We start from the raw sequence: 24215 nt of genomic DNA, 5'->3' as shown, positions 1-24215 counted from the left end.
ATGGCTGGCGCCAATTAACGGCGGACGGCGATGGCTTCGATTTCGATTTTCACGTCTTTTGGCAGACGGGCCACTTCAACGCAGGAACGCGCCGGGAACGCAGCGTTGTGTTCAGTGAAGAATGCTTCGTACGTGGCGTTAACCGTGGCGAAGTCATTCAGATCTTTCACGAAAACGGTGGTTTTCACGATGTCTGAAACTTTCAGGCCAGCGGCTTCAACGATCGCCTGCACGTTTTCCAGTGACTGACGTGCCTGCGCAGCGATATCGTCGGCAACTGCACCGGTTTTAGGATCCACAGGGATCTGACCGGAAGTGATGATCATGCTGCCCAGATCCACGCCCTGAACGTATGGACCGATAGCGGCTGGGGCGTTTTCAGTGCTGATTTCGCGGGACATAATGTCTCCTGATTTGAGTTAAGGTGAATAAAAAATTATCCCTCAGTATAAAGGGTTAATCATTGTTCAGCACCACCTGATGCTCAAACTCTTTCTCGCAGTATTTGCATTTCAGGTGCACACCGTCTGCGCGCTGTTTGACCGCAAAGCTGGAATCTACCGGTTCAAAACGGCTGATGCAGTTGCCGTTCGGGCAGCGCAACACGCCGACAATCCGGTCCGGCAGCGTCGGCATCAGTTTCTTCACCACGTCGTAATTGTCGATGCGGTTCACCGTCGCACGCGGGGCATACACTGCCAGCTGATTGACCTGTTCATCAGTCAGGAAGGTGTTTTCAATTTTGATGATGTCTTTGCGACCGAGCTCGCCGGAAGGCAGGTTCAGGCCGACGGTCACACGTTGCTCAGTCTGAGTAAACTTGAACAGAGACAGTAGCTTAAACCCGACCTGCGCCGGAATATGATCGATAACGGTACCGCATTTGATCGCTTCAACCTGAAGTTTATTGTCGTGAGTCATGATCGTTTTCTCCTCAAGTTTACTGTGCAGTGTCTGCGTTCAGAACCAGCGCCAGCAAAGCCTGACGCGCAAAAATCCCGTTACCGGCCTGCTGGAAATACCAGGCGTAAGGCGTTTTATCCACATCTGGTGTGATTTCGTCGATACGCGGAAGCGGATGCAGCACTTTCAGGTGCGGCTGAGCATTCGTCAGGTCGGCGGCGCGCAGGACAAACTGGGCTTTCACGTTGGCATATTCCGACGGATCCAGACGCTCTTTCTGTACGCGGGTCATGTACAGGATGTCGATTTCAGAAACCACTTCATCAATGCTGCTGTGCAGGCTGTATTCGATGCCTTTTTCTTCCAGCAGGCTCAGGATATAGCCCGGCATTGCCAGCGCATCGGGGGCGATAAAGTAGAAGCGGTTACCGTTAAATTTCGCCAGCGCCTGGGCCAGAGAATGCACCGTGCGGCCATATTTCAGGTCGCCGACCATGGCGATTTTGATGTTGTCGAGACGCCCCTGCGTTTCCTGAATGGTGAACAAATCCAGCAGGGTTTGGGTCGGATGCTGGTTCGCACCGTCACCGGCATTCAGCACCGGAATACCGCCGGAGAATTCGGTCGCCAGACGCGCCGCGCCTTCCTGCGGATGACGCATGACAATCGCATCGACATACGTGCTGATGACCGAAATGGTGTCGGCCAGCGTTTCGCCTTTTTTGCCGAGTGAGGTGTTGCTGCTGTCGGAAAAACCGACCACCGACGCGCCCAGACGATGCATTGAGGTTTCAAACGACAGACGGGTGCGGGTTGAGGCTTCGAAGAAACAACTGGCGATCACTTTGTGTTTCAGCAATTCAGGTTGCGGGTTGGCTTTCAGGCTGGCGGCGGTATCGAGAACCAGCTCCAGCTCTTCGCGACTGAGATCGTTGATCGAAATGATGTCTTTCTGATACAGCGGATTGGCCATAGTCATTCTCCTGTTCTTTACGCGTAAAAAGTGAGGCGCTCAAATTCCGGACAAAAAAAAGCCCCTCAATGAGGGGCTTTCAGTAAAACGGTAATACCACGGAAGAACAACGGCAGCGGGCTGCCTGATGGCACGGTGTCTGGTCGGTGATCTGAGCACAAAACGTGGCAATTGTTCATGGGTTCTCCCGGCAAATTGTCGCGCATTATAGGCGGCTCACTGACGGCGTCAAGCGGAAAAATGACCTAGGGCAAACGGTTGCTGCTGGGGTTTTCCTTTATCGCCAGTATCCGCCTGATTGTGCTGCAAACTCTGTCCAGCGCTGTCGTTTCCCGTGGTGCTACCAGCACGGAAGTGCTCGACGCGATCACCCCGAGCACTTCCGGCAGGCGGTGCTGATCGATAATCCGCCCCACAGCCCGGCCATAGCCCGACATGACATGAACCACTACAAACTGAGGATTGTGATCCACATCGGTGACCATTTCACTCACCGATCTCATGGCATCAGGAATAAGCTGAGACTGCTCATTCAGGGCATAAATCTTTTTGCCTTTGGCATTCTGCACCTTCACGACGCCCAGTGTTTTCAGTAATTGTGAAATGGTGGACTGGCCGATATTCCGGTATCCCGCGCGCTGGAATTCCTGCCGCAATTCTTCCTGTGATGAAAAACTCCGGCTGGCAATAAGCTGATGGCAGAGGATCAGTTGCTGGTGTTCTTTTTCAAGTGTAGACAACGTTCTTTTCATGGTTATGTTCCCGGTAAATAAAGGACGTCAACATGGCAAAAAAATCATTTTCTACAAAGACTTAAATCAAAGAACCGAGACTTAGCGTTAACATCAGCAATACCAGTAATATCCCCAGTAAGGGGGCGACCCATTTCAGCCAGCGAATATAAGGCACCCGTGCGATGGCCAGACCGCCCATCACCACGGCGGAAGTTGGCGTGACCAGATTCACCAGGCCGGAGGCGGACTGATACGCAGTGACCACCAGCTCTCGCCCGACATGGGCAAAATCAGCAAGCGGCGCCATAATCGGCATGGTCATCACCGCCAGACCGGAAGAAGAGGGCACCAGAAAAGACAGCACCACTTCGAGCAGGAACATGACGTTGATGAAAATCACGTTGGATAATCCTGAAACGATGCCTTCGGCGCTGTGCAAAATGGTGTGGGTAATCATGCCGTTGTCCATGATCACCACAATGCCGCGGGCAATGCCGATGATCAGCGCCACGCCGAGCAGGTCGCGTGCGCCATCGATAAAGGTCGAGGTCAGCTCCTCTTCACTCATCCGTGCAATCAGCCCTACCAAAATGGCTGCGGCAAGGAAAACGCCGGAGATTTCCCCCATCCACCAGCCTTTTACCGATACGCCATAAATCATCACCACAAAAGCCAGCGCGAAGATCAGCAGGATGATTTTGCGCACGCCGGTAAAGGGCAGCAGTTCATCGCTGCGGTTACCGAGGAAGTGGGCGCGGTTGCTGTCCCATTGATCAGCCACGATGGAGAGTGAGGGATCGCGGCGCACTTTGCGGGCATAGCGCATCACCCAGATCACGCAGATCAGCCAGCCGATGATCAGAATTGCTACGCGCAGGCCGATCCCATGGGTAAAGGGGATCCCGGCTGCATTGGCGGCAATCACCGTGGCGAAAGGATTGATCGTTGAGCCGAGCGTGCCGATGCCTGCACCGAGCAACACGGTCGCCGCAGCCACCAGCGGATCGAAACGTGCCGCCATCATCACCGGCACCAGCAGGGTATAAAACGGCAATGACTCTTCGGCCATGCCGTAAATCGTGCCACCGGCGGCGAACAGCGCCATCAGGATGGGGATCATCCACTCTTCTTTGCCTTTCAGCCGGACAGTGACCCGTTCAATTCCGGCATCGATGGCTCCGGTTTTGGTCACGATGCCGAGAAAACCACCGATGATCAGAATAAATAAGGCGACATCAATCGCGCCGGCCTGGCCGGTGGTGTGGTTGTACAGGCCATCAATGGGCGCGAGGAAAATATCCACCAGCCCCTGCGGGTTGCCGGTCACGGCGTGATAGGTGCCTGAGACGGGCACCTCTTTACCCAGGCCGGCATTCATCGCCATATCGTACTGACCCGCAGGAATAATCCAGCTCAGGCCGGCAACCAGCGCGATAAGCACAAATAAAATGGTGTAGGCAGAAGGAAATTTGAAGGTACGCATAAACGTAATCCTTAAAAAAAGGCGTGAAGGCATAACGCCTTCACGCAAGGGACTTAGTCATCGCCAAGTGTGGCGACCATGACCGCTTTTATGGTGTGCATACGGTTTTCGGCTTCATCAAAAACGATGGAATGCGGGGACTCAAAAACGTCATCCGTCACTTCCAGCCCTTTCATGCCGTAAGCGATTTCCAGCTCTTTGCCGAGGGTGGTTTCTTCGTTATGGAAAGCGGGCAGACAGTGCATGAATTTGACGTCAGGATTGCCGGTGGCGTTAAGCACCGCGGCGTTAACCTGATACGGGGTCATCAGGCTGATGCGTTCTGCCCAGGCGGTTTTGGCTTCGCCCATCGACACCCAGACATCGGTGTAAAGAAAATCAACGCCCTGTACGCCTTCTTCAACGTGCTCTGTCAGCAGGATCCTTGCGCCAGTGGTGCGGGCGATATCGCGGCAGACAGCGACCAGTGTCTCTTCCGGCCAGAAGGATTTTGGCGCGACCAGACGGATGTCCATCCCCATTTTCGCCGCACCGACCATCAGGGAATTCCCCATATTGTTCCGGGCATCGCCCAGATAAGCGAAGCTGATCTGGCTGAGTTTTTTACCCGGCGAGTGTTCAAGCATGGTCATCAGGTCGGCCAGGATTTGGGTAGGATGAAACTCGTCAGTCAGCCCGTTCCACACCGGCACACCGGAGAATTCCGCCAGCTCTTCTACAATTTTTTGCGCGAAACCCCGGTATTCAATGCCGTCGTACATTCGCCCTAACACACGGGCGGTATCTTTCATCGATTCTTTGTGTCCGATCTGGCTGCCGCCAGGGCCGAGATAGGTCACATGTGCGCCCTGATCGAACGCGGCGACTTCAAACGCGCAGCGGGTGCGGGTGGACGTTTTCTCAAAAATCAGCGCAATATTTTTTCCGCGCAGGCAGGGACGTTCCAGACCCGCTTTCTTATCGTCTTTCAGCGCCAGCGCCAGGGTAATCAGTTGCTGGATTTCTTCCGGTGTAAAATCGAGAAGTTTAAGAAAATGACGGTTTTTCAATGTAGTAGTCATAAATTATCCTGAATAATAAAGTGAGGGCGGGCTATTGCGCGCGGATACAGGTGCCTTTCAGACCGGCCAGAATGGCTTCGCCATCTTCCAGTGCACCAATCCCTGCCAGCCCGTGGCAGGCGTCGACAAACTGGCAGGCAGCACTCACTTTCGGTCCCATGGAACCGGCATCGAAGGCCATACCAGCGAGATCCCGCGGCGTGATGTGATGCAGCGGCCGCTGCTCAGGCGTGCCCCAGCCCAGGTACACCGCATCGGCATCGGTCAGGATCAACAGCGCGTCGGCCTGTAACTGACGTGCCAGCAGCGCCGCCGAGAGGTCTTTGTCGATGACGGCTTCCACGCCTTCCAGCCCGTCTGCGGTCTGATGAACCGGTACGCCGCCACCGCCATTGCAGATGACCAGATAGTGCTGATCCAGCAACGCACGAATGGCATCAATCTCGAAGATGCGCTGCGGTTGAGGAGAGGCGACGACGCGGCGAAAATGCTGCCCGTCGGCTTTCATCGCCCAGCCTTTTTCGGCAGCCAGATTTTCCGATTGCGCCTGCGTATAAACCGGGCCGATGTATTTCGTCGGGTTATCAAATGCCGGATCGAGCAGGCTGACTTCCACCTGCGTCAGCAGGGTGCAGACGCGGCTTTCCGGCAGACAATTTTTCAAAGCCTGTTGCAACAGATAGCCAATCATCCCCTGCGTTTGCGCCACCAGAATGTCGAGCGGGTAGGGCGCGACGGCCGGATAGGCGCTGTTTTGCAGTGCCAGCAATCCGACCTGCGGGCCGTTGCCGTGCACCAGCACGACGCGCCATTTCTGGCATAGCGCAGCCAGCGTGCCGGCAGCCAGACAGATATTTTTGCGCTGCAGCTCGGCCTCAAGCGGCTCGCCACGGCGTAACAATGCGTTGCCGCCCAGGGCGACAACCAGAACAGGTTTATTCATGAGATTTCCCCGGAGTCAGTGATCAGATGCCATCGCGTTCAAGCGGGCAGCTCATGCAGCGCGCACCGCCGCGGCCTCTCCCCAGTTCATCGCCCGGAATGGGGAGAACGGTGATCCCGGCTTTGTCGTATTTTTCGTTCGTCCAGGTGTTGCGTTCGTAGCCGATTACCACGCCGGGACGCACGGTGAGGACGTTATTGGCGTCGTTCCACTGTTCGCGTTCAGCCTCGAAGCTGTCACCGCCGGTGGTGATAAGTTTGATGTCATCAATGCCCAGCGCCTTACCGATCGCCCGCACGAACTGCGGTTCTTCGGTGCGGCGCAGGCCGCCGTGGCCGTCGTCGGTCAGCGTCCAGCACTGGGTGGTATCGCGCACGACTTCCGGGTAGACAGAGAAGGTGTCAAAGTCGATATGGGTCATGACGGTATCGAGGTGCATGCAGGAGCGATGTTTGGGTAATTGCAGCGCAATCACTTTGGTGGCTTGCTGATGTTTGAACAGCGAACGGGCGAGGAACTCCACTCCTTGCGGCGTTGTGCGTTCGGACAACCCGATTAATACCGCGCCACGACCAATGACTAATACGTCCCCGCCTTCCAGTGTCGCGTGGTCATAATTAAATTCATCATCGCCAAAGTAAGTAATAAATTCGTTATCAGCAAAGTGAGGATGCCAGCGATATATAGCGCGCAGATTATTGGTTTCCCGTTTTCTCGCCTCTTTTGCCATCGGATTAACCGACACGCCGTTATATATCCAGCAGGAGGTGTCGCGGGTAAATAAATGATTGGGTAATGGCTTAATCACAAAATCATTTAACTGATGCGTATCTGTGACCATATTATGAAACGTATCGGGGATTTCACTGTAAGTTAATCCACCGCTCATAAACCGGGCCGTTTGCCGGTGGGGTAAATCTGCCAGCCAGCCGCGGATTTCTTCAGCAAACTGTGGCCCCAGCCGGTAATCCGAGATTTGCCGGCTGAGAAGCCAGTCTTTGGCCTCGCGGTTGTCGAGGGTTTCGGTCAGCAGGTCAGTCAGCAATAAGACTTCCACGCCTTGCTGACGCAAGGTCTGGCTGAAAATGTCATGTTCTTTCCCGGCCCGCTCAACAGACAGCACATCATCGAATAATAATTCCTGACAGTTGGAAGGAGTCAGGCGCTGTAAACTTAAATTTGGCCGGTGAAGCATCACGCTTCGAAGCTGGCCTATTTCGGATCCTACATAATGCCGTTTCATATTTATCCCTTTTAGAAGACGAAATAATGCTCCGGTAAATTTCAGCTAAATTTCACATAAAGAAATCCCGTGGAGAATAAAACGTGTTATTCAGCCTGGAATGAAGTTTGCCTGGAACGAAGTGAATAATATTCCGCGCAGGCATTTAATATGTGACGTCGGTCGCATCAGAATAAACCCATGGCGATGGTTATCTGTTGATTGATAAACATCATTGTTTTATTTATTAGCTTATTCAGCAAAGTGAATAATCAACGAAATATCAGGGTAATTATTTTCACTAATCATCAATGACCGTATGAGATAATATTTAATCAGTTTTAATTCATTAAAAAATAAGGAGTTTGTTTTCTGTGTGCATAGAATGTCTTTTTTTATGATTAAAGATTTATAACTTCTCTAAAATCTTAAATAACTATTATTAATTTGGACTGCTTTGGATTGAATTAAATTTGTGATCGGTGGGGGAGTTTTTAGAAATAGTCCGTAAGACCAACAGGATGAAAGCGCCATACTGAATATCTTTTCAAATTTTATGCAATCTGACTGCATAACCATTGTTTCCCGGTGACAGGTGATGTTCTGTCGCAAAAATATTTCCTGTGAAGTCAAAATCTTGATCCCGCTCTGGCAACCGGATACCAAACAGGATTAGTATTTATGAAACGCCGTTTCACTCATGCATTACAAACCCGAGGTTATGATGATCACAGGAAACATCCACGCGCTGCATCTCGTTCCTTATCTGCCCGCTGAACTGCGCGAGGCCATTGAATACGTTAAACAACACATCACAGCGGACACGCCGCTGGGCAAACACGATATCCGCGGCGACGATGTATTTGTGTTAATTTCCAATGATTCCACCGCGCCACAGGCCGACCGCCGCGCTGAATTCCACGCCCGTAATCTGGATATCCAGATTGTGCTGAACGGTACCGAAGGCATGACATTCAGCAACTTACCGGCGGGTTATGTGGATACTGACTGGCTGGAAGATAAAGACATCGCATTTCTGGCCGCCGGTGAGCAGGAAAAAACCATGATCATGCAGACCGGCGATTTTGTGGTGTTCTATCCGGGAGAAGTGCATAAACCGCTGTGCGCGGTGGGCGAACCGGCCCATGTGCGTAAAGCGGTGGTTAAAATGAACGTCAGCGCATTGTCCGCTTAATGCTTATCGTGTAGCGCTTCGTGCGTTTGATCAGCTTCATCCGCCAGCGACGCAGCCTGCCGAGTCGTTCCGGCGCTTTAAGTTTGTGTTTGATCCACACCACCTGCCACGGCTGGAGTCGCATCTGGCCGTTAAATGCTTCCCCGCTAATCAGATCTTTGCCTTCCACACTCAGTTTCAGCACCTGCGAACGATCGCTGATATTGAAGACGCAGCTGATCCGATCCTCGGTTTTTGGATCATATCGCTCCATGGCAAACAGCGATTTACCCAGATCAAATACCCGCTGACCAGCCTGCGGGGAAAATGCCGGGTGTTCGCGGCGGTGCTTTATCAGCACCTGTAAACCGTAAAAAACGCGGGCACTCAGACTGTCCTTTTTCTCCAGTTCTGCCTCGACTTTCCCCAGATCCAGCTTTTTACGGTTGATACGGCGGTTGATGCCCGACTGATGCATACCGTCGAGATCGTTCTCACTGCCCAGCAGGCTGTGGATATAAATAGCCGGTACGCCGATAAACGACAGTAACAGCGCCTGCGCCGCCAGAAACTTGCGCGCTTTCAGTTCGGTATCGTCATCCGCTTCGGTGAGCGCGCTGAGGTAATTGATGTTCAGTTCGTAAGGGGAATGCGTGCCGTCGCCGTTATCTTTATAGGATACGCGACCTTCTTTACGCAGGGTTTCCTGCGCCATGTATTTGCGTTCGTCATCGCTGAGGAAGGTTTCTGTCGGACGCAGACCGATGCCGTCATGACTGGCTAAAAAGTTGAAATACGTGGTTTCAGGATAACGCGCTTCGGCATTCAGGCTTTGCGCCCATTGAGTGAGGGTGGTGGTGTCCTGGCGCAAAAAGGCGTGCAACGTGAGCGGCGGCAGCGGGAACTGATACACCATATGTGCTTCATCGCCTTCACCGAAATAACTGATATTTTCGTGATGCGGCACGTTAGTTTCGGTGATGATCCGTGTGCCGGGGATCACTTCATCGAGGATAGTCCGCCAGACTTTAATGATGTTATGCGCCTGCGGCATGTGGATGCAGCGCGTCCCGGCTTCCTTCCAGATATAACCAATCGCATCGAGACGGATCGACTGCCCCCCACTGGCCGCGTACTGCAACAGCACATCAATGCTTTCCAGCAGAACCTGCGGGTTTTTAAAATTGATATCGACCTGATCTTCACTGAATGTGGTCCACAGGTATAACTCGGTGCCGTCGTGTTTGATAAACGGCGTCAGCAGCGGCGACGCGCGCGGGCGAACGACGCGGCTGTAATCCAGCTCAGGATTTGAAGCAATAAAGTAATCTTTGTAATACGGATCGTCGTGCAGATAGCCTTTCATCCATTCGCTTGAGCGGGAGATATGGTTGATCACGCAGTCGAACATCAGATTGAAATTAGCCGAAAGATGATGAATATCCGACCATCCTCCGAGATGTTCGTCGATACGCCGGTAGTCAATCACGCTGAAGCCGTCGTCGGAGCTGTACGGATACATCGGCAGAATATGGATGTCGCTGATTATTTCGCGCAGATAGGTATTGGCGAAGTGATTAAGTGTCGCCAGCGGCGGTTGTTCACCGTGACGGATATTATCGCCGTAAGTAATCAGATAAATGTTGGTGCCATCCACCCAATCGGTCGAGCGGTGTTTGCCGTAATTCCATTTGTCGGCGAGATGCAGGATTTTTTTCAGCAGGTCGGCGATGTGTTCCCTGGGGTAAATCCTGCTTAACAGGCTTTCCAGCCGCAGGACATACTCAAGATTAACTGAGCTCATATCGGTTCCTTCTTACTGCGTTTCTGTTTTTTCTATTGAACAGGTTAAAACCAAAGCGCTCTAAAAAGGGTAGTTGAAAATGAGGTCTTCTGACGGGAACGGGCGGGATAAAGTGCAAAACGTTGTAAAAATCGGGGGAAAGAGAAGGGCGCAGGTGAGCGCGCCCTGAACAAAATCAGACGTTGCCGAGTGTGGCGACCATCACCGCTTTGATGGTGTGCAGACGGTTTTCCGCCTGATCAAACACCACGCTGTGGCTGGATTCAAAGACTTCATCCGTGACTTCCATGCCGCCTTGCAGGCCGTATTCTTCCGCCATTTGCTTGCCGAGCGTGGTCTGGTCGTCATGGAATGCCGGCAGACAATGCAGGAATTTCACCTGCGGATTACCGGTCAGGGCCAGCATCGCGCTGTTCACCTGATAAGGGCGCAGCAAATTAATGCGCTCTTTCCAGACTTCTTTCGGCTCACCCATGGAAACCCACACGTCGGTATACAGAAAATCAGCGTCTTTCACGCCGGCCGAGATATCTTCCGTCAGGGTGATATTACCGCCATTTTCTTTCGCCAGATGCTGGCAGGTAGCGACCAGTTCGGCTTCCGGCCAGCAGGCAGAAGGCGCGACCAGACGCAAATCCAGACCGGATAACGCGGCGGCTTCCAGCAGCGAATTGCCCATGTTGTTACGGGTGTCGCCCAGATACGCCAGACGCATGCCTTTGAGTGGCTGGCCCGGTAAATGCTCCTGCATGGTCAGCAGATCCGCCAGCAACTGGGTCGGATGGAATTCGTTGGTTAGGCCATTCCAGACGGGCACACCGGCGTATTGCGCCAGAATTTCCACTTTATCCTGACCGAAACCGCGATACTGAATACCGTCGTACATACGGCCAAGGACACGGGCGGTATCTTTCATCGATTCTTTATGACCGATCTGGCTGCCACTTGGGCCGAGATAGGTGACTTTCGCCCCCTGATCGTAGGCGGCAACTTCGAAAGAGCATCGGGTGCGGGTCGAGTCTTTTTCGAAGATGAGCGCGATGTTTTTGCCTTGCAGACTGGCTTTTTCGGTACCGTTCTTCTTAGCGGCTTTTAATTCTGCGGAGAGTTTCAGCAGTGACGAAATCTCTGACGGGGTAAAATCCAGTAACCTGAGAAAATGACGTTTACTCAACAAACTCATGATGTCGCTCCATAGCGCGTAAGCATTTCGGATTGAATTAAAATTCAATTTAACTGGATGAATATGCAATTACAACCCCGCCGAGAAAACTTTCTCTTTAATAGTGGAGACGCGCCCTGCGGTGTGTGAAAATAGCGTACAAACGTCACATTGATTGAGGACAGAGATATGGCAAACCGTGAATTGCTGGAAGAACAACGTGAAGAGACTCGCTTAATCATCGAAGAACTGCTGGATGATGGCAGTGATCCTGACGCGCTTTACACTATCGAACACCACTTATCTTCAGAGAAATTTGAAGTTTTGGAGAAAGCGGCAGTCGAAGCTTTCAAGCTGGGTTATGAAGTCACTGACGCTGAAGAACTCGAAGTGGAAGACGGTTCTGTTGTGATGTGCTGCGACGTTATCAGCGAAATCGCGCTGAAAGCGGAACTGATCGACACACAGGTTGAACAGCTGATGAACCTGGCGGAAGCCAACGGCGTTAACTACGACGGCTGGGGCACTTACTTCGAAGGCGATGACGACGAAGAAGGTGAAGAAGGCGAAGACGAAGATTTCGTTGATGAAGATGATGACGGGAAACGTCATTAATCTGGGGCCCTCCCCTGCGAAGGGAAGGGCCGGGGCGGGGGTTTATTAGCTTTAGCTTTGCCTTCTACACTCCCTCTCATCCTCCCCCTTCACACAGGGGGAGGAGTTAATTAAAGCACTTCCCCGTTACTCTCAATCACTTTCTGATACCAGCCGAAACTCTCTTTTTTCGAACGCGCCATGGTGCCGGTGCCGTCGTCATTTTTATCCACGTGGATAAAGCCATAACGTTTGCTGTACTGACCGGTAGTAAACGACACGCAGTCGATGCAGCCCCACGGCGTGTAGCCCATCAGATCCACACCATCTTCCAGCACGGCTTTCTTCATCTGCTCGATATGTGCTTTCAGATAAGCGATACGGTAATCGTCATGAATGACGCCGTCATCACCCGCTTTGTCGATAGCACCAAAGCCATTCTCGACAATAAACAGCGGCTTCTGATAACGCTCATACAAGATATTCAGAGTGTAACGCAGCCCGACCGGATCAATCTGCCAGCCCCAGTCAGACGCTTTCACGTGCGGATTCGGCACGCTGCCCGCAAAACCTGACAAACCGTTATCATCACTTGGATTGTGCGCTGAAATCGCGTTGCTCATGTAATAGCTCAGACCGATGTAATCCGCGCAACCGTCGCGCAATGCCTGTAAATCGCCGTCTTCCATCTTGATGTTGAAGCCGCGACGCTCCCACTCTTTCAGGGCATAGGCCGGGTAATAACCGCGCATATGGACGTCGCTGAACAGGAAGCGTTCGTGCATCGCTTCAACGGAATACATCACATCGTCCGGATGGCAGGAGAACGGATACAGCGGCACCATGGCGATCATGCAACCAATCTGGAAATCAGGATTGATTTCATGACCGAGCTTGACCACTTTGGCGCTGGCAACGAACTGATGATGCAGCACCTGATACATGGTTTCTTCCGGATTTTCCTGCTCGGTAAACACTACGCCGGAGCAGCAATAACCGAACAGCGGATATTTCCAGTTACGCTGGTTATTGATCTCGTTGAAGGTCATCCAGTATTTCACTTTGCCTTTGTAACGCTCCATCACGACCTGGCTGAAACGCACAAAGAAATCCACCACCTGACGGTTTTTCCAGCCGCCGTATTCCTTCACCAGATGCCACGGCATTTCGAAGTGGGAAAGGGTGATCACGGGCTCGATATTATGTTTGAGAAGCTCATCAAACATGTCGTCGTAGAACTGCAGACCCGCTTCGTTGGGCTGTAATTCGTCACCGTTCGGGAAGATACGCGTCCAGGCAATCGAAGTACGGAAGCATTTGAAGCCCATCTCTGCGAACAGAGCGATGTCTTCTTTATAATGCGAGTAAAAATCGACAGCTTCGTGATTCGGATAGCTGTAGCCATCAAGCACGCCGTCGGTCATTACGCGGTCAACGCCGTGCGCGCCGCCGGAAAGGACATCACAGATGCTGATGCCTTTGCCGCCTTTGTTCCAGCCGCCTTCTACCTGATGCGCTGCGACTGCGCCGCCCCATAAGAAATCTTTCGGTAACTGATGACTCATTTCATTCTCCCTGGATACTTGATGAGGGCAGATTGCTTCTGCCCTGTAGATCGTAATGTCAGATTTAATTCATTTCTGCCTGAGTTGTACGTCGGGTTTCTGCCTGTACTTTTTTGGTCGCGGCAACGTCGGTTTCATCTTTAAATCCGACCAGCCAGGTAAACAGCGCACCAAGCACAAAGGCGACGGTAATCGACAGCAGGAAACCGAGGAACTGAGGCATGTGGCCTTCTTTGAAGAACACCGGCAGTACGGCGATACCCGGCAGACAGTAGCTCCACGATACGGCGTTAAAGGAACCGGCAATCGCACCGCCAATACCGCCTGCCACACAGCTGCACAGGAAAGGTTTTTTCAGGCGCAGCGCCACACCGTAAATCGCAGGTTCAGTGATACCAAACAGGCCGGTGACGCCAGCAGACAGCGAGATACCTTTCATTTCGCGGCTGCGTGTTTTCAGGTACACGCCAAACATACTGCCGGTCATTGCGAAGACCGCGGAAGCCTGCAGACCGGTAAAGGTGTCATAACCGAGCGTAGCGTAGTTGCCGACGGTGACCGGCGTAATACCCCAGTGAACGCCCAGCGTTACCAGCGGCTGCCAGAATGCGCCAACCACGAAGCCTGCAATGGTCGGACTCAGGTGATAAAGCGTGTTATAAACGCCGCCAATCGCGCCACCAATCAGGTTTCCGACCGGGCCAAACACCAGCAACGTCATCGGTACCATAATCGCGATACAGAACATAGGTGTGAACAGGTTGCGGATAACTACCGGAAGCACTTTATTGAAGAAGTGTTCGATATACGACATTGCCCAGACCATCAGAATGATCGGGATAACGGAAGCCGTGTAACTCAGGTATTTCACCGGAATGCCGAGGAAATCGAGCGTCGGCGCTGAAACCGGAATACCGACTACGTTTTGCAGGATATTCGCCATATCAGGATTGCTGACCGCTTCACGCATCAGCTGTTGCATGGCCGGATCGGCAGAGTTGACGGACGTAATCTTAAACGCCGTCACCATATTCATGTAATCGGGGCTGATCAGCGCACAGGCCGTAATCACTGCGGTAAACGGATTGACGTTGAATTTTTTGGCTGCGGTAAATGCAATCATCACCGGCAGGAAGGTAAACGCTGTCCAGGAAACAAAGTTGAGAATACGGTAGGTGCCGCTGTTTGCGTCCATAATACCGACGGCGGCGAGGAAGGAGATAATCCCCTGCAAAATACCGCACGCCGCAAGCTGGTAAAGGAACGGCGTAAAGATGCTGGAGATAACATCCATGACGCGGCTGACGATCCCGACGTCAGGCGCGGAAACCGGCGCATTCTCATCTACATGGATCAGTTTCAGTACGTGTTTATAAGCGTCGCTCACGTGGTTACCGATTACCACCTGCATCTGGCCGCCGGCCTCAATCACCGTGATCACGCCTTTTACGCGTTTTAATTCTTCTTTATCGACGGCTTTATTATCTTTCAGAACAAAACGTAAACGGGTGGCGCAATGTGTGATGCTAATCACATTATTATCGCCGCCAATATATTTAACAATTTCCTGAGCTGTCTGAGCATAATCAATGGCCATTATTTATTATTCTCCTGGGGATATACAGAGGTGAGCTTTTTTGTTTTTTTACTCGCTGGCAGGAGTGTAGCAAAAGAAAGGGTATTGTCACGATATAACAAAAAACATGTTGGGTGATTTGTTACATCTTAAAAACACCCTGTTTTTTCATTGCGCTGAGTCACGTTTTATTAAAGGTAATTTCTTTCCGATGGTTTCAATAATATAAAGTACGGGGATCTGAGTGGTAATATTATATTGCCCTTCCAGCACGATTTGCGGCATATGGTAGGAGATATTGAGGTCTGCCATCCGCGCCAGCGTTGACGTCTCGCTGTTGGTCAGGCTGATGATCTTGCAGTTATGCTGACTGAACTGTGTGGCAAAACGCAGCACTTCTTCCGTTTCACCGGAGACGGAGAGAATAATCGCGATGGCGTCTTTATACATATCGCTGTTGATCGGGAAATAAGGGTCATCAATAAAGGTGCTGAATTTCCCGACATTAGAGAAAAAGCGTGCGCTGTATTTTCCGAGTGAACCGGATGTTCCCACGCCAACAAATATAATGCGCTGGGCATTCGCTATTTGTTTTGCCGCTTCATCAAGTAATTCATCGAACTCACTGTTATTAATACTTTTGAAATAGCTGATGATTTCGCTAATGCCGAATGAAACAGGCGGCTTTTCTTCATGTTCTAAAAACAGTTTAAAACGGATACGAAACTCAGAGTAACCGTCACAATCCATCTTCTTGCAAAAGCGCAGAACGGTTGTCGTCGAGACACCTGCCGCATCAGCCAGTTCACGAATGGTCATGTACATGACCTTATCGCCATTTTTGACGATGTAGTTATAGACCGTCAGTTCCAGTTCGTTTAACGCTGAAATGGCTTTGTGTGTGAACATGTGATGCCTGTTTGCAAAGAGCTGATAAAGAAGAAACGGTGTCAGAGATGTTTTAACATCGTCACTTCACAGTCGACATGGCCGGTATTACCCAGCGCGCCGTCAATGTGCTGAAAACCCAGACGCTCATACAGCGCGATAGCCTGTGTGAGACTGGCGGTGGTTTCCAGATAGCAGCGGGCAAAACCCTGTGAGCGCGCATGTTCAATGGCCTGAAGTGCCAGACGTTTCGCCAGCCCCTGACCGCGCAGAGAAGGCATGAAATACATCTTCTGTAATTCACACAAATCGTGTTCTGCGTCTGAGAGCGGAGCCACACCGCCGCCACCTGCGACCACACCATCCAGTTCCACCACCCAGTAAGCACAACGCGGCTGGCTGTAGCTTTCATACAGATGATCTAAATTCGGATCAGCGACGGTATAGCCTTTATCGGCAGTCAGGCCAAATTCGGCTGAAACGTGGCGGATTACGTTAGCGATGGCGGCATTATCTTCGGGACGGATCGGGCGCACCAGCACGCTGACAGGAAAGGTGGTCGTCATGTTGCTCACTTAGTTCCCACAATGAATAATCAAACAGACCGTTTTAATACCATCTTAGGGCGTGCAGATGCAACGCCGCAGGCGTGTCCCGCTGATTTTACTTATCTCAAATGAGAATTTATTTCATTGGCAGCGACAATAATTCGTTGCCTGAAAGGTCAGGGACATGATTAAATCTTCAGCGCTATATATCGTGCTACGCAACCTTCTTTTTTTAAGAAGGGTGTTTCTCATTCCTTTCAGGACGAAAGATAAAAATGTCAGATAATAATCAATACAACGATAACCTGCATCAGGTGCGTTTTCATGGCAAGGGCGGGGAATATTTCGCAATATGGCTGGTTAATGCATTATTAACCATCATCACTCTGGGGATTTACTCTGCCTGGGCGACTGTCCGACGTCGTCGTTATTTTTTAGGTAATACCGAAATTAACGGGGATCGTTTTGATTATCACGCAAAGCCGATTCAAATATTGAAAGGTCGTTTGCTGGTGATTGGCGGGATTATTGTTTTCTATATTCTTGCAGCGATACTCCCACAGTTAGCATTGTTGATTGCGCTGGCTTTTCTGGCGTTATTGCCGTGGGTGGTTATCCGCAGCTGGCGTTATAACGCGATCATGACCAGCTTTCGCGGTGTGCGTTTCAACTATCACTGCAAAGTCGGGCGTGCTTACTGGACAATGTACCTGTGCCCCATTTTATTAATGCTGGCGTTGTATATTCCGATTACTGCCGTAGTGTTGATTGCGGTCCAGATGGCCAGTATCAGCGCCATATTGATAAGCGTCGTCCTCGTTGCCGTGGCGCTGGTTCCTGGCGTTGCAGCAGTTCAGGGTATTATCAGCGCGATGACGCATGACCTGTACATTAATAATCACTTTTTCGGAAATACCGCTTTCCGCGCAGAGCTGAAAAAGTCGGCCTTTATTAAATACAGCTTATTAGCCATCGTATTATTCCTGCCTTTCCTGATTGTCGCATTCTGGCTGATGGGCTCTTTCTTCACCACGATGTACCAGATGGTGGCGATGGGGGCGATGTCTGATGATATGGCCGGCGCGATGCTGTTAAGTAACATGTTCAGCTTCCTTCTGGCTATCGTCGTGCTTTTCGTCGGTGCATTGGTTGTGGCGAGCTATCAGGTGGTCGCCGTGCGTAATTATGTCTTAAATCAGACGCACATCGGTGAGCGTGTAAAACTGCGTTCATCCATGAAAACCGCCTCTTATCTGGGACTGCTTTTCTCCAATGCGCTGATTGTCGTCTTCTCACTCGGCCTGGCAACGCCGGTGGCGCACGTCCGTGCTGCGCGATATATGGCAGACCGCACTGCGGTGGTCGGTGATTTGTCGCTGCTGGAAGTCGTCGCCCATCACGATGCAGCCAACACGGCTGTGGCGGAAGAAATGGCGCAGGCGTTCGACCTTGGCGTCGGTATGTAAAACATGATCATCGAAGGCTTTTATCAGCCTCCGGGACGGGCAGCACGTGAGGCTGCCCGCCTTTTTTTGGACGACGATCAGCGTCTGACGCTTGATACGCCACCTGGAATTCAGGTTTTTTCTCTGCGTGATATTGAGGTTTCTGACGCGCTGGGCTCCATTCCCCTGTTTCTGACTTTTCCCGACGGCGGCCGTTTTGTGCCTGCTGATGACAGTGCGTTCCGGCGCTGGCTGCGGCAGCACCGCAGGCCGGGCTGGATATACCGCATGGAAAGCCATAAACGCGGCGTGCTTATCACACTGGCAGCGACCTGCCTGCTGGTGGTCTTTTATATCTGGGGCGTGCTGCCGTGGGCCAGCAATGTGATTGCGCAAAGGATCCCCGCGACGATAGAACAAAATCTTGGACGTCACACGCTGACACTGTTGAGAGCCAGTGATTTCCGGGATTCGGCGTTGCCTGAAGATAAACAGAAAGCCCTTCAGCAACTTTTTCAGCAGGTGATCCCGCCTTCATTACGCCATGACCGTACGCCAGTCAGACTGAAATTGATGAATATCCCGGACGTCGCCAACGCGTTTATGCTGGCAGACGGCACGCTGATCCTCAGCGATAAACTGGTGGCACTGAGCCCCGGAGATGATGCACTGGCCGGTGTGATGTTGCATGAAATGGGACATCACGCATACCGGCATCCGATGCGTATGCTGGTGCGATCTTCGCTGGTCTCGCTGACGTTGTTGTGGATGACCGGCGATGTCAGCGGTATAGGCGATACGTTGTTGCAGTCAGCATCACTGGCGAATGAGCTGCAGTTTTCGCGCGGGATGGAGCGTGAGGCAGATGACTGGGCGATTGTGGAAATGAAGCGGGAAGGGCGTTCGCTGGAGCAAATGGCTGAGATTTACAGCCGCTTGTCCGCAGAGGGGGAGAATGATAAAGCGAATGAATATCTGCCTGACTGGCTGAGTACGCATCCTGCTATGGCGTCGCGCATTGAAGATATCAGAGAAGCAGCAAAGCCGTAGACGTGTTTTTTGCCCATAAAAAAGGCCGCTTACGCGGCCTTTGTCATTTTTGTTTTGGCGATATTACAGCGCAGCGATCGTGGCTTTCTGTTCTGCCAGTTTCACTTTTGCATCACCACAAGCGGCCAGACGTTCACGTTCTTTAGCGACAACGGCTTCAGGCGCACGCGCCACAAAACCTTCGTTAGACAGCTTGCCTTCGATGGACGCAATCTCACCATCCAGTTTCGCCATCTCTTTGTCCAGACGCGCCAGCTCGGCATCTTTATCAATCAGACCGGCCATTGGGATCAGCAGCTCTGCGCCTTCCACCAGTTTGGTGACAGATACCGGGCCTTTGTCGCCGGCAGGCAGAATGGTGATGGATCCCAGACGCGCCAGAGACTTAATGAAGCTCAGGTTCTGTTCCACACGACGCTGTGCATCCGCACTCGCGCCGCGCAGCAGCAGTTCCAGCGGCTTGGCCGGAGACAGGTTCATCTCGGCACGCACGTTACGGATAGCGATGATCGCCTGCTTGATCCACTCGAGATCGGCCAGCGCCAGTTCGTCGGCTTTCGCTGCATCAAACTCAGGGAAAGGTTGCAGCATGATGGTTTCTGCCGTGATGCCTTTCAGTGATTTCACGCGCTGCCAGATGGTTTCGGTGATGAACGGAATGATCGGGTGCGCAAGACGCAGCAGACCTTCCAGCACTTCCACCAGCGTATGACGGGTGCCGCGAAGCTGCGCTTCGTTGCCACCGTTCATGACCGGCTTGGTCAGCTCCAGATACCAGTCGCAGAACTGGTTCCAGGTGAACTCATACAGAATGCTGGCAGCCAGATCGAAGCGGTAGTTATCCATCGCTTCGCGGTAAGATTTCACCGTGCGGTTGTATTCCGCAAGGATCCAGCGGTCAGCCAGTGACAGCTCAAGTTCGCCGCCGTTCAGGCCACAATCCTGATCTTCGGTATTCATCAGCACGAAGCGGCTGGCGTTCCACAGCTTGTTACAGAAGTTGCGGTAGCCTTCAAGACGCTTCATGTCCCAGTTAATGTCACGACCGGTTGATGCCAGCGCGGCCAGCGTGAAGCGCAGTGCGTCAGTACCGTGCGGTTCGATGCCGTTCGGGAATTGCTTCTCGGTGCGCTTGCGGATTTTCTCTGCCAGCTGCGGCTGCATCATGTTGCCGGTACGTTTTTCCAGCAGGTCTTCCAGCGAGATACCGTCGATCATATCCAGCGGATCGATAACGTTACCTTTGGACTTGGACATTTTCTGTCCTTCGTCGTCGCGGATAAGACCGGTCATGTAGACGGTGTTAAACGGAACCTGTGGTTTGCCGTTTTCGTCTTTCACGAAATGCATGGTCATCATGATCATGCGCGCGATCCAGAAGAAGATGATGTCGAAGCCGCTGACGACCACGCTTGAAGGATGGAACGCTTTCAGATCAGGCGTCTGTTCTGGCCAGCCCAGCGTGGAGAACGTCCACAGACCGGAAGAGAACCAGGTGTCGAGCACGTCTTCGTCCTGAGTCAGCACAACGTCTGCGCCCAGATTGTTTTCACTGCGCACTTCCGCTTCGTCACGGCCAACAAACACGTTGCCTTCGGCGTCATACCACGCAGGGATACGGTGTCCCCACCACAACTGACGGGAAATACACCAGTCCTGAATGTCGCGCATCCAGCTGAAATACATGTTTTCGTACTGTTTAGGCACGAACTGGATTTCGCCTTGCTCAACGGCTTCTACCGCCACTTTTGCCAGCGGCGCAGTACGCACGTACCACTGGTCAGTCAGCATCGGCTCGATCACCACGCCGCCACGGTCGCCGTAAGGTACGGTCAGATCGTGAGGTTTGATTTCTTCCAGCAGACCGGCTTCGTCAAACGCAGCAACCACGGCTTTACGCGCAGCAAAGCGCTCAAGGCCACGGAACTGCTCAGGAATATCATTGGCGCATGCATCGCTTTCTTCGCCGTTAGTATCGAATACCTCAGCGGTCTGGCGGATATCGCCATCGAAAGTCAGGATGTTGATCATCGGCAGGCCGTGACGTTTACCGACTTCATAGTCGTTAAAGTCATGTGCAGGGGTGATCTTCACGCAGCCGGTGCCTTTATCCATGTCGGCGTGTTCATCGCCCACGATTGGAATACGGCGGCCCACCAGCGGCAGAATGATTTCTTTGCCGATGAGATCTTTATAACGCGGGTCTTCCGGATTGACTGCCACGCCGGTATCGCCGAGCACGGTTTCCGGACGGGTAGTCGCAACTACCAGATAATCTTTGCCTTCAGCGGTTTTCGCGCCGTCAGCCAGCGGATAACGCAGGTGCCACATGGAACCTTTGGATTCGCGGTTTTCAACTTCGAGGTCAGAGATGGCTGTACGCAGTTTCGGATCCCAGTTCACCAGGCGTTTGCCGCGGTAAATCAGGTCTTCTTTGTACAGACGTACAAACACTTCGCGTACGGCGTTTGACAGACCTTCGTCCATGGTGAAGCGCTCACGCTCCCAGTCCACGGAGTCGCCCAGACGGCGCATCTGACGGGTGATCGTGCCGCCGGATTCTGCTTTCCATTCCCAGATTTTGTCGATGAAAGCATCACGGCCATAGTCGTGACGGGTTTTGCCTTCTTCGGCCGCGATTTTACGCTCAACCACCATCTGCGTTGCGATACCCGCATGGTCGGTACCCGCCTGCCACAGCGTATTTTTACCCTGCATGCGCTGATAGCGGATCATGGCGTCCATGATGGTTTGCTGGAAAGCATGACCCATGTGCAAGCTGCCGGTAACGTTCGGCGGCGGGATCATGATGGCAAAGCTTTCTTTACTGGTATCACCATGCGGCTTGAAATAGCCCTGTTGTTCCCAGTGCTCGTAAAGCGGCTGCTCGATGTCTTGCGGGTTATATGTCTTATCCATTTCGCTTCGTATTTTCGTCGGTCGATGTGGTGACTGAGGGCGGCGTGGCCGTCGTCAAAGAGAAACCCACGCTGCGATAGGCTTTGTAGCGTTCGCGCGCAAGCTGTTTAAGGGAATCTTCGTAAGGAACGAAGTCTACCACTTCATGGAAAGCAGTAGCAAAATCTGCAAATTCTGGCATCAGGCTGATCAGCAGGTCGCGTGGCGCATTGCCGCGTTTCCCGGGCCAGCATAACTCGACCGGCGCACCAAAGCGCGGGCCTTCACCGGCCAGATTGTGCGGGACAAAGTGACTGGGATCGCGCTGCCAGAGCGCTTCATCCAGACGCTCAGCCTGTTTCTGATCTTCACAGGCCAGCAGAACACGTTTGCCCATCCGGTAACGTTCAGCGGCGACCAGACAGGCCAGCGCTTCGTGTGAGCTAAGCTCGCCACTGGCGTCGGGCGCATCGAGAAGAAAGAAGGTTGCCTGTTTCATGATGAGTTCACTGTGCTGCTGAGAAAAAAACAGGGGCGCAACTGGTGCGCCCGCCTGTGAGAGGTCTGGCGAACCAGACCCTGATACCGAAGATTATAACTTATTTAGCCGGGGAATCACTCATCGCCATCAAGCCCTGCGCGGTTCAGCAGGAACTGTGACAGCAGCGCAACCGGACGACCGGTCGCCCCTTTGTTCTTACCTGAACGCCATGCGGTACCGGCGATGTCCAGATGTGCCCAGCTGTATTTACGGGTAAAGCGCGACAGGAAGCACCCGGCGGTGATAGCACCACCTGGACGGCCACCGATGTTCGCCATATCCGCAAAGTTGGAATCCAGCTGGTCCTGATATTCATCAGCCAGCGGCAGACGCCATGCGCGGTCGCCCGCCTGTTCGGATGCACCGATCAGCTCGTGCGCCAGCGGATTGTGATTCGACAGCAAACCGGTGATGTGATGACCAAGGGCAATCACGCAAGCGCCGGTCAGCGTGGCAACATCAATCACCAGCTCAGGATCGAAACGCTCAACATAAGTCAGCGCATCGCACAGCACCAGACGGCCTTCGGCGTCGGTATTGAGCACTTCCACTGTCTGGCCTGACATGGTGGTCAGGATATCGCCCGGACGGAATGCCTGACCGCCAGGCATGTTTTCACAGCCTGCCAGCACGCCAATTACGTTCAGCGGCAGATTGAGTTCAGCGACCACACGCATCGCACCGTAAACGGCCGCAGCACCACACATGTCGTACTTCATTTCATCCATATCAGCCGCAGGCTTAATGGAAATGCCGCCGGAATCGAAGGTCAGACCTTTACCGACGAGCACGATAGGCTTAGCGTCCGGATTAGGATTTCCTTTATATTCCATCACCGACATCAGTGATTCGTTCTTCGAACCCTGACCTACCGCCAGATACGCATTCATCCCCAGCTCTTTCATCTGCTGTTCGCCGATGACGCGGGTAGTGATGTTGGTGCTGAACGCATCTGCCAGCTGACGGGCCTGTGACGCCAGATAAGCGGCGTTACAGATGTTCGGTGGCATATTACCGAGATCTTTCGCCGCTTTAATACCGGCAGAAACAGCCAGACCGTGCTGAATGGCGCGCTCACCGCTGGTCAGTTCACGGCGCGTTGGCACGTTGAAGACCATTTTACGCAGCGGACGGCGTGGTTCGGTTTTATTGCTTTTCAGCTGATCGAAGGTATAAAGCGATTCTTTCGAGGTTTCGACTGCCTGACGCACTTTCCAGTAAGTATTACGACCTTTCACGTGCAGTTCGGTGAGGAAGCAAACGGCTTCCATAGAACCGGTGTCGTTCAGGGTGTTGATGGTTTTCTGGATCACCTGCTTGTACTGGCGCTCATCCAGCTCGCGCTCTTTGCCGCAACCAATCAGCAAAATGCGTTCTGAAAGAATATTCGGTACATGATGCAGTAAGAGGGTCTGACCCACTTTGCCTTCAAGTTCGCCACGGCGAAGCAGGGCGCTGATGTAGCCATCACTGATTTTATCGAGTTGTTCGGCAATCGGTGACAGGCGGCGCGGTTCGAAAACGCCGACTACAATACAGGCACTGCGTTGTTTTTCCGGGCTACCGCTTTTTACGCTGAACTCCATGCACTCTCCTGAATCTTAAAGACAAGGGCGGGAGGTACGGCTAGAATGAGTCGCCGGAGACACTC

21 protein-coding genes are annotated in these 24215 nt (G+C 52.5%); 4 read left to right on the top strand and 17 right to left on the bottom strand.

Annotated elements, in window-relative coordinates; genetic code table 11:
• Positions 1–14: 14 nt before the first annotated feature.
• From ridA to arcA, 8 genes are all read right to left on the bottom strand, one after another.
• Complete coding sequence (gene ridA, locus J1778_RS20760; RefSeq protein ID WP_217174768.1) at positions 15–401, bottom strand: 2-iminobutanoate/2-iminopropanoate deaminase; 387 nt, start codon at positions 399–401, stop codon at positions 15–17.
• Between the two features lie 55 nt (positions 402–456).
• On the bottom strand, positions 457–921 hold the full coding sequence (gene pyrI, locus J1778_RS20755; RefSeq protein ID WP_013577172.1) for an aspartate carbamoyltransferase regulatory subunit: 465 nt from the start codon (positions 919–921) through the stop codon (positions 457–459).
• Between the two features lie 19 nt (positions 922–940).
• Complete coding sequence (pyrB, locus tag J1778_RS20750; RefSeq protein ID WP_112288103.1) at positions 941–1876, bottom strand: aspartate carbamoyltransferase; 936 nt, start codon at positions 1874–1876, stop codon at positions 941–943.
• Positions 1877–2121: 245 nt separating this feature from the next.
• Positions 2122–2628 (bottom strand): arginine repressor, encoded by a 507-nt coding sequence (locus tag J1778_RS20745; RefSeq protein ID WP_217174767.1) that lies wholly within the window; start codon positions 2626–2628, stop codon positions 2122–2124.
• Positions 2629–2689: 61 nt separating this feature from the next.
• Positions 2690–4093: a YfcC family protein gene (locus J1778_RS20740; protein ID WP_217174766.1), complete on the bottom strand. Its 1404-nt coding sequence runs from the start codon at positions 4091–4093 to the stop codon at positions 2690–2692.
• Positions 4094–4146: 53 nt separating this feature from the next.
• Positions 4147–5154 (bottom strand): ornithine carbamoyltransferase, encoded by a 1008-nt coding sequence (gene argF / locus J1778_RS20735; RefSeq protein WP_217174765.1) that lies wholly within the window; start codon positions 5152–5154, stop codon positions 4147–4149.
• Positions 5155–5185: 31 nt separating this feature from the next.
• The gene (gene arcC, locus J1778_RS20730; RefSeq protein ID WP_217174764.1) at positions 5186–6097 is read right to left on the bottom strand and encodes a carbamate kinase; all 912 of its coding nucleotides are present in this window, start codon (positions 6095–6097) and stop codon (positions 5186–5188) included.
• A 22-nt stretch (positions 6098–6119) separates the two neighbouring features.
• Complete coding sequence (gene arcA / locus J1778_RS20725; protein WP_217174763.1) at positions 6120–7340, bottom strand: arginine deiminase; 1221 nt, start codon at positions 7338–7340, stop codon at positions 6120–6122.
• A gap of 703 nt (positions 7341–8043) precedes the next feature.
• Between arcA and J1778_RS20720 the strand changes: the two genes are divergently transcribed.
• Entirely contained in the window at positions 8044–8514 is a 471-nt protein-coding gene (locus J1778_RS20720; protein ID WP_113876795.1) for a NanQ anomerase/TabA/YiaL family protein, read from the top strand.
• On the opposite strand, the gene J1778_RS20715 is transcribed toward J1778_RS20720, so the two are convergent.
• Entirely contained in the window at positions 8495–10297 is a 1803-nt protein-coding gene (locus J1778_RS20715) for a sugar phosphorylase (RefSeq protein WP_217174762.1), read from the bottom strand. The genes J1778_RS20720 and J1778_RS20715 overlap by 20 nt on opposite strands.
• A gap of 175 nt (positions 10298–10472) precedes the next feature.
• A complete protein-coding gene (gene argF / locus J1778_RS20710; RefSeq protein WP_217174761.1) occupies positions 10473–11480 on the bottom strand; it encodes an ornithine carbamoyltransferase in 1008 nt (335 codons plus the stop codon).
• A gap of 168 nt (positions 11481–11648) precedes the next feature.
• Between argF (J1778_RS20710) and rraB the strand changes: the two genes are divergently transcribed.
• Complete coding sequence (rraB, locus tag J1778_RS20705) at positions 11649–12074, top strand: ribonuclease E inhibitor RraB (protein ID WP_217174760.1); 426 nt, start codon at positions 11649–11651, stop codon at positions 12072–12074.
• A 110-nt stretch (positions 12075–12184) separates the two neighbouring features.
• On the opposite strand, the gene J1778_RS20700 is transcribed toward rraB, so the two are convergent.
• From J1778_RS20700 to J1778_RS20685, 4 genes are all read right to left on the bottom strand, one after another.
• On the bottom strand, positions 12185–13618 hold the full coding sequence (locus tag J1778_RS20700) for a 6-phospho-beta-glucosidase (RefSeq protein WP_217174759.1): 1434 nt from the start codon (positions 13616–13618) through the stop codon (positions 12185–12187).
• A gap of 64 nt (positions 13619–13682) precedes the next feature.
• Entirely contained in the window at positions 13683–15215 is a 1533-nt protein-coding gene (locus tag J1778_RS20695) for a PTS transporter subunit EIIC (RefSeq protein WP_217174758.1), read from the bottom strand.
• A 147-nt stretch (positions 15216–15362) separates the two neighbouring features.
• On the bottom strand, positions 15363–16103 hold the full coding sequence (locus J1778_RS20690; protein WP_112289436.1) for a MurR/RpiR family transcriptional regulator: 741 nt from the start codon (positions 16101–16103) through the stop codon (positions 15363–15365).
• Between the two features lie 41 nt (positions 16104–16144).
• The gene (locus J1778_RS20685; RefSeq protein WP_217174757.1) at positions 16145–16648 is read right to left on the bottom strand and encodes a GNAT family N-acetyltransferase; all 504 of its coding nucleotides are present in this window, start codon (positions 16646–16648) and stop codon (positions 16145–16147) included.
• Positions 16649–16905: 257 nt separating this feature from the next.
• Here J1778_RS20685 and J1778_RS20680 point away from each other — a divergent pair, with 257 nt between their 5' ends.
• Positions 16906–18096 (top strand): YjgN family protein, encoded by a 1191-nt coding sequence (locus J1778_RS20680; RefSeq protein ID WP_217174756.1) that lies wholly within the window; start codon positions 16906–16908, stop codon positions 18094–18096.
• Between the two features lie 3 nt (positions 18097–18099).
• Positions 18100–19125, top strand: coding sequence for a M48 family metallopeptidase (locus tag J1778_RS20675; RefSeq protein WP_217174755.1), 1026 nt, complete (start codon positions 18100–18102; stop codon positions 19123–19125).
• Between the two features lie 63 nt (positions 19126–19188).
• On the opposite strand, the gene J1778_RS20670 is transcribed toward J1778_RS20675, so the two are convergent.
• From J1778_RS20670 to pepA, 3 genes are all read right to left on the bottom strand, one after another.
• A complete protein-coding gene (locus tag J1778_RS20670; protein WP_217174754.1) occupies positions 19189–22044 on the bottom strand; it encodes a valine--tRNA ligase in 2856 nt (951 codons plus the stop codon).
• Positions 22037–22522 (bottom strand): DNA polymerase III subunit chi, encoded by a 486-nt coding sequence (locus tag J1778_RS20665; protein WP_112289445.1) that lies wholly within the window; start codon positions 22520–22522, stop codon positions 22037–22039. The genes J1778_RS20670 and J1778_RS20665 overlap by 8 nt, the downstream gene beginning before the upstream one ends.
• 116 nt (positions 22523–22638) lie before the next feature.
• Entirely contained in the window at positions 22639–24150 is a 1512-nt protein-coding gene (pepA, locus tag J1778_RS20660; RefSeq protein ID WP_112289446.1) for a leucyl aminopeptidase, read from the bottom strand.
• Positions 24151–24215 lie beyond the last annotated feature (65 nt).

Source organism: Rahnella bonaserana (assembly GCF_019049675.1).
In the GTDB taxonomy this organism is placed as follows: Bacteria; Pseudomonadota; Gammaproteobacteria; order Enterobacterales; family Enterobacteriaceae; genus Rahnella; species Rahnella bonaserana.
This window is presented reverse-complemented; position numbering and strand designations above follow the sequence as displayed.